Origin of the sequence: Nocardioides jishulii (assembly GCF_006007965.1) — a bacterium.
In the GTDB taxonomy this organism is placed as follows: Bacteria; Actinomycetota; Actinomycetes; order Propionibacteriales; family Nocardioidaceae; genus Nocardioides; species Nocardioides jishulii.
On record NZ_CP040748.1, the window covers coordinates 3262835 to 3275200 of the forward strand.

The window sequence follows — 12366 nt, forward strand, 5'->3', positions numbered from 1 at the left end:
TTCGCGTGCCTACGATGAATCCATGCACCGCCCAGCAGCGGCCTTCTTCGATCTCGACAAGACGATCATCGCCGCGTCGAGCACCCTTGCGTTCAGCCGCCACTTCGCCGATGGCGGACTGATCACCAAGCGCGCCATGCTGCGGTCGGCCTACGCCCAGTTCGTCTTCGCGGTCGGCGGCGCCGACCACGACCAGATGGACAAGCTGCGCGAGTTCCTCTCCGGCCTGGTCACTGGCTGGGACGTCGCCACGGTCCGCGAGATCGTGGCCGACACCCTGCACAACGTCGTCGACCCGCTGGTCTACGACGAGGCGGTCACCCTCATCGAGGACCACAAGGAGGCCGGGCGCGACGTCATCATCGTCTCCGCCTCCGGCCTCGACGTGGTCGGTCCGATCGGCCAGCTCCTGGGTGCCGACGGCGTCGTCGCCACCGAGCTGGAGATCTCTGAGGACGGCAAGTACACCGGCGGCATCACCCGCTACGTCTACGCCGAGGAGAAGGCTCGCGCGATCCGCGACCTCGCCGAGGAGGCGGGCTACGACCTTGCCGAGTGCTACGCCTACAGCGACTCGGTCACCGACGTCCCGATGCTCGAGGTGGTCGGCCACCCCTTCGCGGTCAACCCCGACAAGGAGCTGAAGAAGGTGGCCGAGGAGAAGGAGTGGCCCGTCCTCGTCTTCAGCCGCCCGGTCGGCCTGAGCAGCCGCGCCAAGGTCTCACGCCCCACGCTGGCAGCGCTCGCGGTGGGCGGGGCGGTCGCCTTCGGCGGCTACGTCTGGGCCAACTCGCGTCGGCGGCCGCGCGACGTCTGAGGCGGGCGCGTACGCCCTCTCTCGACCTCCGGGCCGCCCCATTGCGCCACCGTCGCGCCCCGAAGTCAACCCTTGAAGGTGCGACGCAAGAGGCGTATACAGGGGTGCAAGGAATTCCCGAAAGCACGTGAACTGAGTACCCACGCGGCGACCATCCCTTCGAAAGGGCGCTGACCAGGCGGACTCCGCGGGTCACTACATGAAACTGCACGCTTGCTATCCCAGTTTCACGTGTCAGCGGCGGCACCCGGCTCTCACGGACGGGTGCCGTTCGCATGCGCGGAGCCGTCAGCCGCGTTCGCACTCCACCGTCAGCCGCGTTCTCGGCGTGGCCTCTTCACCGGGCGCAGCGGACTCAGCTCCATGCCCTTCGCGTACGCCTCGGCCGCGTACAGCGCCCACGCGTGCACGCCGCGCTGGGTGCCGGTCGCGTAGCCGCGCAGGTTGGACTCGTACTCCGCCCGCAGCGCCAGGTGACCGGCCTCGGGCACCATCAGCGACTTCGGGTCGACGCCGCGCGCCACCAGCACGAGGCGCTCCGCGGCCCGCGCCACGATCCCGTTGTGCGAGGCGAAGGGTGCGACCGTGGCGATGTCGGCGTGCACGACCGCAGCCAGGAGCAGGGCCGGCACCTCGGTCGAGCCGAGCACCACCTCGGCCAGCCCCTGCAGGCGCTGCGCCGACTCCGCGTCGCGCGGGCGCCCGAGCGCGTCGGCGGGCAGTGCGTTGGCGGCGGCCACGGCGTGCAGCCGGGCGAAGACCTGGAGCGGGGACTGCTTGAGCTGGGGGGTCAGCGAGAGCACCGAGGCCGACAGGCGCAGCGCGTCCTGGGCAACCTCGTCGCCGCGGCCCTCGGAGATGTCCTCGATCGTGGAGGTCGACCCCTCCAGCACGGCGGAGGCGTGCGCGCCGATCGCGAGCGCCTCGGCGGTGGTGGCCGGGTCGGTCTGGCGCAGGCCGCGGTCGCGGAGCATGACGTCGATGCCGTCGCGGGTAGCGGCGTACGCGGAGGCCACGCCCTCGAGTTCGGCCAGCCAGGCGAGGGGATCGGTGCTCACGCCACCAACGCTAGTAGCCTTGCGGCAATGGCGAGCGAACGACCCCCGGAGGAGCCGCGCGGCGCACGCAGCGTGGCTCTGGCTCATGTGCACGGTCGCCCCGGCTACCCCCGCGAGTGCGTCGACTGGCTCGTGCCCGGCCAGGCCAAGACCGTGCTGGAGGTCGGCGCCGGCATCGGCAAGCTGACCGAGCAGCTCGTCGCCGCCGGCCACGCCGTGCACGCGGTCGACCGCGACGCGGCAATGCTGGAGGTGCTGCACTCGCGGGTCCCCTCGGTGCCGTTCACGCAGGGCACCGTCGAGGAGCTGGAGCTGCGCCACCGCTCGGTCGACGCCGTGGTCTGCTCGACCGCGTTCACCTCGTTCGACCTCGACACCACGCTGCCGGTGATCGCCAAGGCACTCAAGACCGGCGGCCACCTCAGCGTGGTCTGGCACGAGCGCGACACCCGGATCCCGTGGGTGCGCCGCCTCGGCGCCTTCCTGGAGGGCCCCGTTGGCGCCCGTGACAACGAGCCGCGCACGGCCACGATCACCGAACGCCTGCTGCACTCCCCCCTCTTCAGCTTCGTGGAGGAGGCGAGCTGGACCGTCTGGCAGGACATCGACCGCGAGACGGTCGCCGACCTCGTCCTGTCGCGCTCCTGGGTGGCGGGGCTCTCGGCCGAGGCGCGGGACCGCGCGGTGGCGGAGGTGCGGGCCTTCTACGCCGACTACGGCCGCGGCATGGACGGCATGCAGCTGCCCTACCGCGTCCACGCCCTGCGCACCCAGGTGGTGCACCAGCCCGGCCTCTTCGACGACGGCACCGACGCACTGCGGATCACCTCGGGCACCGGTCCGGTCGCCGGCGTCGCCGGAGTCGCGGTGGCGGCGGGAGCAGCGAACGGCAGCACCGCCGACTCCAGCGCGGAGCAGGGCGAGCAGGAGGCGCCGACGAAGTTCCGCTTCGACGCCGACCTCTTCACCTCCGACGGCACTGACACCGACATGCTGCTGATCGACTTCTCCTGACGGACGCCTCGTCCGGCAGAGCGCGGCAGTAGGTTCATGCCATGAGCTGGCTCCGCCTCCCCCGACGCCCACCTCTGGGCTCCGAGGCCGACCGTGCCACCTTCCAGACGCTGCACACCATCTCGTTGGCCTCCCCCGCCCTGCGCGAGGGGTTGACCAAGGACAGCGCCGAGCGCTCGGTCAAGCACCTGCGCACCCTGCTCGGCACGCCTGCCGTCGCGCTGGCCGACCCCGGCGGGCTGCTGGCGTGGGACGGTCTCGGCGGCCACCACGCCCCGCAGGTCGCCGACCTCATCGCCCGCACCGTCGAGCGCGGCGACACCGGCGCCACCGACCCCACCGGCCTGGCGTGCGACAACCCGGGGTGCCCGGTGCGCCACGCCCTCGCCACCCCGCTCACCGTCGAGGAACGTACGGTCGGGGTGCTGCTCGCCATGGCGCCGGAGCCGAGCGCCGGGCTGCTGCTCGCCGTGCACGAGGTCGCCCAGTGGGTGAGCGGGCAGCTCGAGCTCGCCGAGCTCGACGCCGAGCGGCGCCGCGCCATGGAGGCGGAGGTCCGCGCGCTGCGTGCCCAGATCAGCCCGCACTTCGTCTACAACTCGCTCGGGGCGATCGCCAGCTTCGTGCGTACCGACCCCGACCGGGCCCGCGAGCTGCTGCTGGAGTTCGCCGACTTCACCCGCTACTCCTTCCGCAGCCACGGCGAGTTCACGACGCTGGCCGAGGAGCTGCGCTCCATCGAGCGCTACCTGATGCTCGAGCAGGCCCGCTTCGGCGAGCGGCTCCAGGTGACCCTGCGCGTGGCGCCCGAGGTCCTGGGCGTGACAGTGCCGTTCCTGTGCATCCAGCCGCTCGCGGAGAACGCGGTGCGTCACGGCCTGGAGTCCGTCGAGGGCACCGGCCACCTCTCGATCACCGCCAAGGACCTCGGGCACGAGTGCCTGATCGAGGTCGAGGACAACGGCGTCGGCGAGGACCCCGACCGGGTCCGCCGTGCGCTTGCCGGTGACACCTCGCTGGACTCGGTCGGCCTGGGCAACGTGGACGCCCGGCTGCGCAACGCCTTCGGCGACGAGTACGGTCTCGTCGTGGAGACCGCCCCCGGCGCCGGCACGAAGGTCGTGGTGCGGGTGCCCAAGTTCGCCCCCGGAGTGCACTCATGAACGCCAGCGCCAACGGATCCGCCGCGTCGAGTGGCCTGCGGGTGCTCGTGGTCGACGACGAGCGCCCCGCCCTCGACGAGCTCGCCTACCTGCTCTCGCGCGACCCGCGGGTGGGCAGCGTACTGACCTGCGACTCGGCCACCGAAGCGTTGCGGATGCTGCGCGAGACCGACGTCGACGCCGCCTTCCTCGACATCTCGATGCCGGGCCTCACGGGTCTGGAGATGGCCCAGGTCCTGGCGCGCTTCCGGACGCCGCCGCCGATCGTCTTCGTCACCGCCCACGAGCAGCATGCGGTCGACGCCTTCGAGCTGGCCGCGGTCGACTACGTCCTCAAGCCGGTGCGGGAGGCGCGGTTGGCCGAGGCCGTACGCCGCGTCGTCGAGGGCTCCTCACCCGCCCCCGCCACCAGCGACGAGCAGATCGCGGTCGAGCTCGGCGGCGTGACCCGCTTCGTCAGCCGACGCGACATCACCCACGTCGAGGCGCAGGGTGACTACGTACGCCTGCACACCGGCGCCGTCTCCCACCTGCTGCGGGCGCCGCTCTCGCAGCTGGAGGCTGAGTGGGCCGACGCCGGGTTCGTGCGGATCCACCGCTCGCTGCTCGTGGCGCTGGCCCACATCGACGAGGTCCGCATGGACCAGGGCCGCTGCACCGTCGTCGTCCCGGGCGCCGAGCTCACCGTGAGCCGGCGCCACACCCGCGCCCTGCGGCAGATGCTGCTGAAGCGGCGCGCGCAGCCGTGAGCGCCACCCCGCCCGAGCGGGTCCGGGTCACCGGACCCCCACGGCGTGCGGCACAGACGCGGCGCCCCGGCACCGGTGACATCGACGAGGGCACCCGGATCGGGGCGATCCTGATCGGCAGCCTGGTCGGGGAGCAGCGCCGCCTGGCCGTGCGCGTGCTGATCGTGCTGGGCGCGGTGCTCGGGTCGCTGCCGCTGGTCTTCCGCCTGCTCCCCGCCCTGGCCGACGTGCGCTGGTTCGGGATCCCGCTGGCCTACCTGCTGCTGTGGGTGCTCGTGCATCCCCTGCTGCTGGGGCTGGGATGGTTCTACGTACGACGCGCCGAGGCCAACGAGCGCGCGTTCAGCGCCCTGGTCGGGCACGACGACCCGGACGACGAACCCGACGACGACCCCAGGGCGCCGCGGTGATCGAGTCGTGGGCGGCCTTGGTCGGCGTGGTCGCGGTCGTGGTCGCGACGCTGGGCATCGGCGGGTGGGGGGTGCGGTTCTCCCGCACCACCAGCGACTTCATGGTGGCGTCGCGCACGGTGCGCCCGGCCCTCAACGCCTCGGCGATCGGCGGTGAGTACCTCTCCGCCGCCTCCTTCCTCGGCGTCGCCGGGCTGGTGCTGGTCTTCGGCGCCGACATGCTCTGGTACCCGGTCGGCTGGACCGCCGGCTACCTGGTCCTGCTGGTCCTGGTCGCGGCCCCGTTGCGCCGCTCGGGCGCCTACACGTTGCCCGACTTCGCCGAGGCGCGGCTGGAGTCGCGACGCGTACGAGCGGTCTGCTCGCTGCTGGTGGTGGCGATCGGGTGGCTCTACCTGCTGCCGCAGTTCCACGGGGCCGGCCTGATCCTGCGGGCCGCGGTCGGGGCGCCGGCCTGGGTCGGCACGGCGGTGGTCGCGCTGGTCGTGGTCGCCAACGTGGTGGGCGGTGGGATGCGCTCGATCACCTTCGTCCAGGCGTTCCAGTACTGGTTGAAGCTCACCGCGCTGCTCGTGCCGGCAGCGGTGCTGCTCGTGGTGTGGGTGGGCGACGGCGCGGTCAACCCGGCCGACGTCGGACCGATCGCCGGCAGCACGGCGAACGCGGTCGAGTGGTCACAGCCCATCGGCGCCGGCGCCCAGGGGCTCTACGTGACCTACTCGGTGATCGCCGCGACCTTCCTCGGCACCATGGGGCTGCCCCACGTGGTGGTGCGCTTCTACACCAACCCCGACGGTCGAGGCGCCCGCCGCACGACGCTCGTCGTGCTGGCCCTGCTCGCCGCCTTCTACCTGCTGCCACCCATCTACGGCGGGCTGGGCCGGGTCTACGCCGACCGGCTCTCCACCCCCTTGCAGACCGACTCGCTGCTCCTGGAGCTGCCCCGGGTGATGCTGCCGGGCTGGGGCGGGGAGGTGCTCACGGGGCTGCTCGCCGCGGGCGCCTTCGCGGCCTTCCTGTCGACGGCCTCGGGCCTCACCATCGCGGTGGCCGGGGTGCTCGGCCAGGACGTCACCCGCCGCAGGTTCGGGCGTACGCGGCTCAGCGGCATCGCTGCCTTCCGCGTGGGCGCGGTGCTCGCGGTCCTGGTGCCGGCCCTGGTCGCGCTGGTCGGCGTCGACGTGTCGGTGGCCCGGATGGTCGGGCTCGCGTTCGCGGTGGCCGCCTCCACGTTCTGCCCCCTGCTGGTGCTGGGGATCTGGTGGCAGGGGCTGACCGCTCGCGGCGCGCTGGCTGGCCTCGCGGTCGGGGGCGTCGCCTCGGGGACGGGTGTCGTCTGGACCCTCGTGGTGGCGCAGACGGAGACCTGGTGGTCGGTGCTGCTCGGCTCACCCGCCGCGTGGAGCGTGCCGGCGGCCTTCGCCACAATGGTCCTGGTGAGCCGCTTCGGCGGTGGCCGCAGGAGCCCGGCGCGGCGCTTCATGGTGCGGCTGCACACGCCGGAGGACGTCCGTCTGGACCGCGGCTGAGGCTCGCGCCGCGACCCAGCTCCAGCCGGACCGACCGTTCGTCGGCCTGGCCCGACCGTTGGGCGACGCGCGGTTTCCGTTGACCGCGCAGGCCGTGGCGGGAGGGTGACGCCGCCGTGTGACCTGCGCCACGGTGAGCGGTGTCACACTCCGCCGCCGCATCGCGGCCCATCAGCCAGGAGAGCCCCGTGAGTTCACCCGATCGCCCAGAGAGGCACGACCCGATCTACGACCATCTGGCGGCGAAGGACGAGTTCGCGCAGCTGCGACACCTCTACCGCCGCTTCATCATCCCGGCCACCGTCGTCTTCCTGGGGTGGTACGCGCTGTACGTCGTGATGTCGATGTTCGCGTCCGACTTCATGAACCACATCCTCTTCGGCAACATCAACGTGGCGCTGGTCTTCGGGCTGCTGCAGTTCGTGAGCACGTTCGGCATCGCGTTCCTCTACAGCCGCTACTCCAACACCTACCTCGACCCGCTGGCCACCCAGCTGCGCGAGGAGTACGACGCGGAGCTCGCCGGACGTACGGCTCCCGGAAAGACCGAGGTCTGACATGGACGGCAACCAGATCCTCACCTCCGGCCTCTTCCTGCTGGTCGTGCTGCTCACGATCTACGTGACGCTGCGCGCCAGCCGGCAGACCTCCGGCACCGACGACTACTACGCCGGCGGCCGCGGCTTCTCCGGCTTGCAGAACGGACTGGCGATCGGCGGCGACTACATGTCGGCGGCCTCGTTCCTGGGCATCACCGGAGCCATCGCGCTCTACGGCTACGACGGCTTCCTCTACTCGATCGGCTTCCTGGTCGCCTGGCTGGTGGCCCTGCTGCTGGTCGCGGAGGTGCTGCGCAACTCCGGTCGCTACACGATGGCCGACCAGCTCGCCTACCGGATGCGCCAGCGTCCGGTCCGCACCGCGGCGGCCACCTCGACGGTCGTCGTCTCGATCTTCTACCTCCTCGCCCAGATGGTCGGCGCGGGCGCCCTGGTGGCGCTGCTGCTCGGCATCGACTCCGGCGCGGTGAAGAACCTGACGATCTTCGTCGTCGGCGCACTGATGGTCTTCTACGTCACCGTCGGCGGCATGAAGGGCACGACGTACGTCCAGATGATCAAGGCCGTGCTGCTGATGGCGGGCTCGGCGCTGGTCGTGGTGCTGGTGCTGATCCAGTTCGACTTCAACATCTCCGACCTGCTCGGCTCGGCCGCGAGCAACTCCGGTTCCGGCCAGGCGTTCCTCGAGCCGGGGTTGCGCTACGGCGCGACGCTGACCAGCAAGATCGACTTCATCTCGCTGGGCATCGCCCTGGTCCTGGGCACCGCGGGTCTGCCGCACATCCTGATCCGCTTCTACACGACGCCCACCTCGCAGACCGCCCGCAAGTCGGTGCTGTGGGCGATCGGCCTGATCGGCACCTTCTACCTCTTCACGCTGGTCCTCGGCTTCGGTGCCGCGGCCCTGCTGCAGAAGAGCGACTACGACGTGGCCGGCAACCTGGCGGCGCCGAAGCTGGCGGAAGAGGTCGGCGGCGGCATCGGCTCGACCAGCGGCGCGGTCATGCTGGCCCTGATCGCTGCGGTCGCGTTCGCCACCATCCTGGCGGTGGTCGCGGGACTCACACTGACCTCGTCGATGTCGGTGGCCCACGACGTGTGGAACCCGGTCTTCCGCAACGGTGAGGCGACCGAGCAGGAGGAGATGAAGGTCTCCCGCATCGCCGCGGGCGTCATCGGCCTGGTGGCCATCCTGCTGGCGATCCCGGCGCAGAGCCTCAACATCGCCTTCCTGGTGGCGCTGGCCTTCGCGGTGGCGGCCTCGGCCAACCTGCCGGCCATCCTGATGAACCTCTTCTGGCGCGGCTTCAACACCCGCGGCGCCGTGTGGAGCATCTACGGCGGCCTGATCTCCGCGGTCGGCCTGGTCATCTTCTCGCCGGTCATGTCCGGCTCGGAGACCTCGCTGCTCACCGGCGTCGACTTCGCCTGGTTCCCGTTGCAGAACCCCGGCATCGTCTCCATCCCGCTGGGCTTCCTCTTCGGCTTCATCGGCTCGGTCACCTCGAAGGACCCGAAGGCGAGCGAGCGCTACATCGAGCTCGAGGTCCGTGCCCTGACCGGCGCGGGTGCGGAGGGGGCGCTCAAGCACTGACCCACCTCGTACGACGGCACCGCGAAGGGCCCGCCGCACTCCTCGTGCGGCGGGCCCTTCGTCATGCAAGGTCGACTCACCCAGCGGCGGTACGGCGTACGCGGCGCCAGCTCACGAAGGAGGCGACCAGGAGCCCGACTCCCACCAACCCCGTGATGAGCGGCGCCAGCACCGATCGATCGAAGAAGCCGTCGAGGAACGGCGGCCACCACGGCTCCCTCTCGACGTACACGTGCATCCGGGACATCTCGACCTCCATGCCGTCCTCGTACGTCGGGGGCGGCTTCGGGCAGGTCACCTCGACGGCGCCGTCGCCGGTCACGAAGGCGGCGTGAGCCTCGTAGAACAGCGCCCCGTCGTTCCTCCTCCACTGGTGCGTCGGCGCCCGCAGCGGCACCGGGGCGCCGGCCTCGTCGACGACGGTGCAGTCGAGGTCCCACCCCTCGCCCCACAACAGGTACTCCTGACCTCCGGTGACCTGGATCGCGACGGGCTCACCGTCGTCGAGCACCGTCGTCCCGCTCCAGTGGTGGCCGTAGTAGGCGTAGGCGCCCACGAACCAGACGATCGGCGCCAGGAGCAGCAGCACCACACCGAACCCGGCGAGCCGCAGCGGGTGTCTCCGCCGGGCAGTCGCTCCGGCGTCGGGAGCGGTCTCGGAAGCGGGCATCGCCCCAGGTGTCTGCGTCATGGCGAGGAGACTGCCGCATTCGAGGCCCCGCGTCCTGCGTCCAGGTACTCACCATGTCGAGGGCGTCGCAGACAGGGCGGCCCGTCGCCTCGTGGGGCAACGAGCCGTCGTCTGTGGTGCCTCAGCCGAGCTGGCGAAGACCTCGCCGTTGATGATCACCTTCCAACCGGCCCCGCCAAGCAGGTTCTTGCAGCGCTTCTTGCCGACGTGCTTGAACTTGCCCTTTCCGAACGCGTTGGTGGAGTTGTGGCATCGGCAGCGGAAGCACCCGGTGGACGTGTCGAAGGCGTGCATCACGGCGGGGATCGAGGAGCGCCGCTCCGGTCCGGGTGGCGGAGGCTGCTGGCCAGCAGCCCGCGAGCGTGGTGCATGCGGTGCTCGACCGGCTCGAGCTGACCGATGCTCAGCGTGTGCTCGCGTGCTTCGTTGCGCACGTGAGGGGAACCCGACCACACCGCACCGCGTCCCAGGGTCATGTCGAAAACGATCCTGGGTCTCGTGACCGCCGCGTTCCTGATCACCCCGCTCGCCGGATGCGCTGCCGAGCCCGAGTCCGGCCTAGCCGCGGAGTCCCTCACTCCTGCTCCGCTCTCCACCCCCACCGCGAGCCCCACCGCGAGTCCCAGCGCGACAGTGACGGAGACCGACTGCATGCTGCCGGTGGTCTTCGAGGGAAGGCCCTACCGCATGCTCCTCATCGGCGACACCCCCGTGGAGCGGGGAGGTCGCGTCGGCGAGGGGACCTTCGGCCCGTGCCCGGGGTCGGAGTCCGACGCACCCCCCGTGACGTCTTCGGGTTGAAGGACGTACCTCCCGCGCAGGCCATCGTGCTGACCGCCGCCGAGGGTGAATCCGCGACGGTGTTCGTCGCCGAGGATCTCGCCGAGGCGGCCCAGGACCCCGAGCTCGCTGCCCTCGTTCGAGGCTTCAGGCGACAGGCGCGGCGCTGAGGACCGCCGCCCGAGCCCGCTCGGCAATGAGCTCTGCGATCAGCGGGTGCGGCCCCAGCACGGGCGCCACCACGGCGGCCTCGTAGCACTCGTCGCGCACCCGTCCGGCGAAGAACCCTTCGGCCAGCAGGTAGGGCGAGACGGCGTCGCCGGGGCGTACGACGTCGACGGGACGCGGCAGCGGACCCGCCAGCGCCGCCAGGCGTACGCTGCCCGTCCACGCCGCGGCGAGGTGGTCGCGGGCCTGCTCCAGGTCGGCGACGGCGGCGCGGTCGCGGGATCCGGCCGCCACCATCACGACGTCCTGACCGGGTTGTGCACCAGCCAGCAGCAGCCGGACCACCTGCACCCGGGCCAGCATCGGGTCGGGCCCCAGCGCGGGAGCCAGGGAGACCGGCACCCCGGCCCGGTCGACGGCGTTGGGCAGGTCGGTGGACATGTGGAAACCGGTCGACAGCAGCAGCGGTACCACCACCGACGGGGCGGCGACCTCGGCCATCACGTCGGCGAGCAGCGGCTCGCAGAGCTCGACGTAGGTGGTCGTCGCCGGCACCCCGAGCAGGTCGCCGGCCAGCACGGTCAGCTCGCGGGCGACCTCGTTGCCGGGAGCGTGCCGGGTGCCGTGGGCGACCGTGACCAGGTGACGGACCGGCAGCGTGGGTTGATCCATCACTGCACCGCCAACCGGTAGCCGCGCTTGATCACGGTCTGCACCGCGCGGGTGCCGAGCGCCGAGCGGAGGCGCGCGACCGCCATCTCGACGGCGTGCTCGGAGCCAGCTCCGCCGCTCGGCAGGTGGGCCAGCAGGTCGGCCCGCGAGACCACCTGGCCAGGGTTGGTGACCAGCGCGTTGAGCACCGCCAGCGGCGACCCCGACAGGTGCACCTCGGCACCGTCGAGCAGCACCGCGTCACCGTGCAGGAGCAGCGTCGACCCGGTCGCCAGGCCGATCGAGAAACCCTGACGACGCAGCGGCAGCTCAGTCTCGAGCAGCCGGACCATGGCCCCGAGGCGGGAGCGCTCGGGATAGACGGTCGGGACGCCGTGGCGCTCGAAGGCAGCGGCGGCGACCGGGCCGACGCAGCAGGCGAGCACGTCGGACTGGAAGGCGGAGACCACCTCGTCGCGGCGGCCGACCGAGGCGGCAGCCTCCATGAGGGCGGCGACGGCCGGGGCGGCGGTGAAGGTGACCGCGTCGAGGGAGCAGTCGGCGATCTGGTCGATCAGCGCGAAGAGCCGGGCCGGGTCCTCCGCGCGCTCCACCCGGTAGATCGCCACCGTCTCCACGCGGGCGCCCTGACGGCGTAGCGCGTGGGCGACCATGGAGAGGTCCTGGCCGTGCTCCTGCACGACGATCCGCCTGCCCGTGAGGTCGCGCCCGCGCAGGTGGGCGAGCACGTCGTCGAAGCACTCGGAGTCGGGCGACCAGAGCTCGCGCAGTCCGTGGCGACGCAGCACGCCCATGCTCTTGGGGCCGCGGGCCAAGATCTCGGCCTGGCCGAGGCCGGCGACCAGCGCGTCGTACAGGCCCCACTCCTGGGTGGCGGAGAACCAGCCCTTCATCCCGACGCCTGTGGTGGCGAGGAAGATGTCGACGGGCTCGGCGAGCACCCGCTCGGTGGCGGCGCGCAGCGCGTCGGCGTCGACCAGGTTCGGCTCCAGCGAGAGCGCAGGGCCCCAGACGACCTCGGCTCCGCGGCGGGTGAAGAGCTGGATCTGCTCCTCCACCTTGCGGGCGGCGGTGACCCCGATCCGGAAGCCGTGCAGCGAGGGCTGATCCTCTGGCTCGGTGGAGACGTCGGGGGAGGCGTCAGCGGAGACCATGCCTCCA

The 12366-nt window shown here is 71.7% G+C and carries 16 protein-coding genes; 10 read left to right on the forward strand and 6 right to left on the reverse strand.

Annotation, left to right across the window (positions count from 1 at the left end; translation table 11 throughout):
• Window positions 1-22 precede the first annotated feature (22 nt).
• A complete protein-coding gene (locus FCL41_RS15550) occupies window positions 23-817 on the forward strand; it encodes an HAD family hydrolase (RefSeq protein ID WP_137064781.1) in 795 nt (264 codons plus the stop codon).
• 311 nt (window positions 818-1128) lie between these two features.
• On the opposite strand, the gene FCL41_RS15555 is transcribed toward FCL41_RS15550, so the two are convergent.
• Entirely contained in the window at window positions 1129-1875 is a 747-nt protein-coding gene (locus tag FCL41_RS15555) for a Fic family protein (protein ID WP_137064780.1), read from the reverse strand.
• Window positions 1876-1902: 27 nt separating this feature from the next.
• On the opposite strand from FCL41_RS15555, the gene FCL41_RS15560 reads away from it, so the two are divergent.
• From FCL41_RS15560 to FCL41_RS15590, 7 genes are all read left to right on the forward strand, one after another.
• On the forward strand, window positions 1903-2889 hold the full coding sequence (locus FCL41_RS15560) for a class I SAM-dependent methyltransferase (protein WP_137064779.1): 987 nt from the start codon (window positions 1903-1905) through the stop codon (window positions 2887-2889).
• A 41-nt stretch (window positions 2890-2930) separates the two neighbouring features.
• The gene (locus FCL41_RS15565; protein ID WP_137064778.1) at window positions 2931-4052 is read left to right on the forward strand and encodes a sensor histidine kinase; all 1122 of its coding nucleotides are present in this window, start codon (window positions 2931-2933) and stop codon (window positions 4050-4052) included.
• Window positions 4049-4801, forward strand: coding sequence for a LytR/AlgR family response regulator transcription factor (locus FCL41_RS15570; RefSeq protein WP_137064777.1), 753 nt, complete (start codon window positions 4049-4051; stop codon window positions 4799-4801). Before FCL41_RS15565 ends, FCL41_RS15570 begins: the two co-directional genes overlap by 4 nt.
• A complete protein-coding gene (locus tag FCL41_RS15575) occupies window positions 4798-5211 on the forward strand; it encodes a hypothetical protein (RefSeq protein WP_137064776.1) in 414 nt (137 codons plus the stop codon). The genes FCL41_RS15570 and FCL41_RS15575 overlap by 4 nt, the downstream gene beginning before the upstream one ends.
• Window positions 5208-6740: a sodium/solute symporter gene (locus FCL41_RS15580; RefSeq protein ID WP_239021679.1), complete on the forward strand. Its 1533-nt coding sequence runs from the start codon at window positions 5208-5210 to the stop codon at window positions 6738-6740. The genes FCL41_RS15575 and FCL41_RS15580 overlap by 4 nt, the downstream gene beginning before the upstream one ends.
• A 188-nt stretch (window positions 6741-6928) precedes the next feature.
• A complete protein-coding gene (locus FCL41_RS15585) occupies window positions 6929-7297 on the forward strand; it encodes a DUF485 domain-containing protein (protein WP_137064774.1) in 369 nt (122 codons plus the stop codon).
• A 1-nt stretch (window position 7298) separates the two neighbouring features.
• On the forward strand, window positions 7299-8894 hold the full coding sequence (locus FCL41_RS15590; RefSeq protein ID WP_137064773.1) for a solute symporter family protein: 1596 nt from the start codon (window positions 7299-7301) through the stop codon (window positions 8892-8894).
• 76 nt (window positions 8895-8970) lie between these two features.
• On the opposite strand, the gene FCL41_RS15595 is transcribed toward FCL41_RS15590, so the two are convergent.
• The 3 genes from FCL41_RS15595 to FCL41_RS15605 are packed head-to-tail and all read right to left on the reverse strand — an operon-like array spanning window position 8971 to window position 10061.
• On the reverse strand, window positions 8971-9585 hold the full coding sequence (locus tag FCL41_RS15595; RefSeq protein ID WP_137064772.1) for a hypothetical protein: 615 nt from the start codon (window positions 9583-9585) through the stop codon (window positions 8971-8973).
• A 48-nt stretch (window positions 9586-9633) separates the two neighbouring features.
• The gene (locus tag FCL41_RS15600; RefSeq protein WP_137064771.1) at window positions 9634-9882 is read right to left on the reverse strand and encodes a hypothetical protein; all 249 of its coding nucleotides are present in this window, start codon (window positions 9880-9882) and stop codon (window positions 9634-9636) included.
• Window positions 9879-10061, reverse strand: a complete 183-nt coding sequence (locus FCL41_RS15605) for a hypothetical protein (protein ID WP_137064770.1) — start codon at window positions 10059-10061, stop codon at window positions 9879-9881. Before FCL41_RS15605 ends, FCL41_RS15600 begins: the two co-directional genes overlap by 4 nt.
• A gap of 22 nt (window positions 10062-10083) precedes the next feature.
• Between FCL41_RS15605 and FCL41_RS15610 the strand changes: the two genes are divergently transcribed.
• On the forward strand, window positions 10084-10386 hold the full coding sequence (locus tag FCL41_RS15610; protein WP_137064769.1) for a hypothetical protein: 303 nt from the start codon (window positions 10084-10086) through the stop codon (window positions 10384-10386).
• The gene (locus FCL41_RS17170) at window positions 10383-10535 is read left to right on the forward strand and encodes a hypothetical protein (protein WP_170970172.1); all 153 of its coding nucleotides are present in this window, start codon (window positions 10383-10385) and stop codon (window positions 10533-10535) included. Before FCL41_RS15610 ends, FCL41_RS17170 begins: the two co-directional genes overlap by 4 nt.
• On the opposite strand, the gene FCL41_RS15615 is transcribed toward FCL41_RS17170, so the two are convergent.
• Together FCL41_RS15615 and FCL41_RS15620 are read right to left on the reverse strand one after the other, a co-directional pair.
• Complete coding sequence (locus FCL41_RS15615) at window positions 10513-11205, reverse strand: sirohydrochlorin chelatase (RefSeq protein WP_137064767.1); 693 nt, start codon at window positions 11203-11205, stop codon at window positions 10513-10515. The two genes, FCL41_RS17170 and FCL41_RS15615, sit on opposite strands and share 23 nt — an antisense overlap.
• Window positions 11205-12359 (reverse strand): uroporphyrinogen-III synthase, encoded by a 1155-nt coding sequence (locus tag FCL41_RS15620; RefSeq protein WP_137064766.1) that lies wholly within the window; start codon window positions 12357-12359, stop codon window positions 11205-11207. The genes FCL41_RS15615 and FCL41_RS15620 overlap by 1 nt, the downstream gene beginning before the upstream one ends.
• Between the last annotated feature and the right edge of the window lie 7 nt (window positions 12360-12366).

Excerpts from the sequence above, each read along its gene's own strand:
- FCL41_RS15615 (WP_137064767.1), bottom strand. The coding sequence starts at position 11,205 with ATGGATCAACCCACGCTGCCGGTCCGTCACCTGGTCACGGTCGCCCAC.
- FCL41_RS15605 (WP_137064770.1), bottom strand. The coding sequence starts at position 10,061 with ATGACCCTGGGACGCGGTGCGGTGTGGTCGGGTTCCCCTCACGTGCGC.
- FCL41_RS15565 (WP_137064778.1), top strand. The coding sequence starts at position 2,931 with ATGAGCTGGCTCCGCCTCCCCCGACGCCCACCTCTGGGCTCCGAGGCC.
- FCL41_RS15550 (WP_137064781.1), top strand. The coding sequence starts at position 23 with ATGCACCGCCCAGCAGCGGCCTTCTTCGATCTCGACAAGACGATCATC.
- FCL41_RS15570 (WP_137064777.1), top strand. The coding sequence starts at position 4,049 with ATGAACGCCAGCGCCAACGGATCCGCCGCGTCGAGTGGCCTGCGGGTG.
- FCL41_RS15590 (WP_137064773.1), top strand. The coding sequence starts at position 7,299 with ATGGACGGCAACCAGATCCTCACCTCCGGCCTCTTCCTGCTGGTCGTG.
- FCL41_RS15560 (WP_137064779.1), top strand. The coding sequence starts at position 1,903 with ATGGCGAGCGAACGACCCCCGGAGGAGCCGCGCGGCGCACGCAGCGTG.
- FCL41_RS15595 (WP_137064772.1), bottom strand. The coding sequence starts at position 9,585 with ATGACGCAGACACCTGGGGCGATGCCCGCTTCCGAGACCGCTCCCGAC.
- FCL41_RS15620 (WP_137064766.1), bottom strand. The coding sequence starts at position 12,359 with ATGGTCTCCGCTGACGCCTCCCCCGACGTCTCCACCGAGCCAGAGGAT.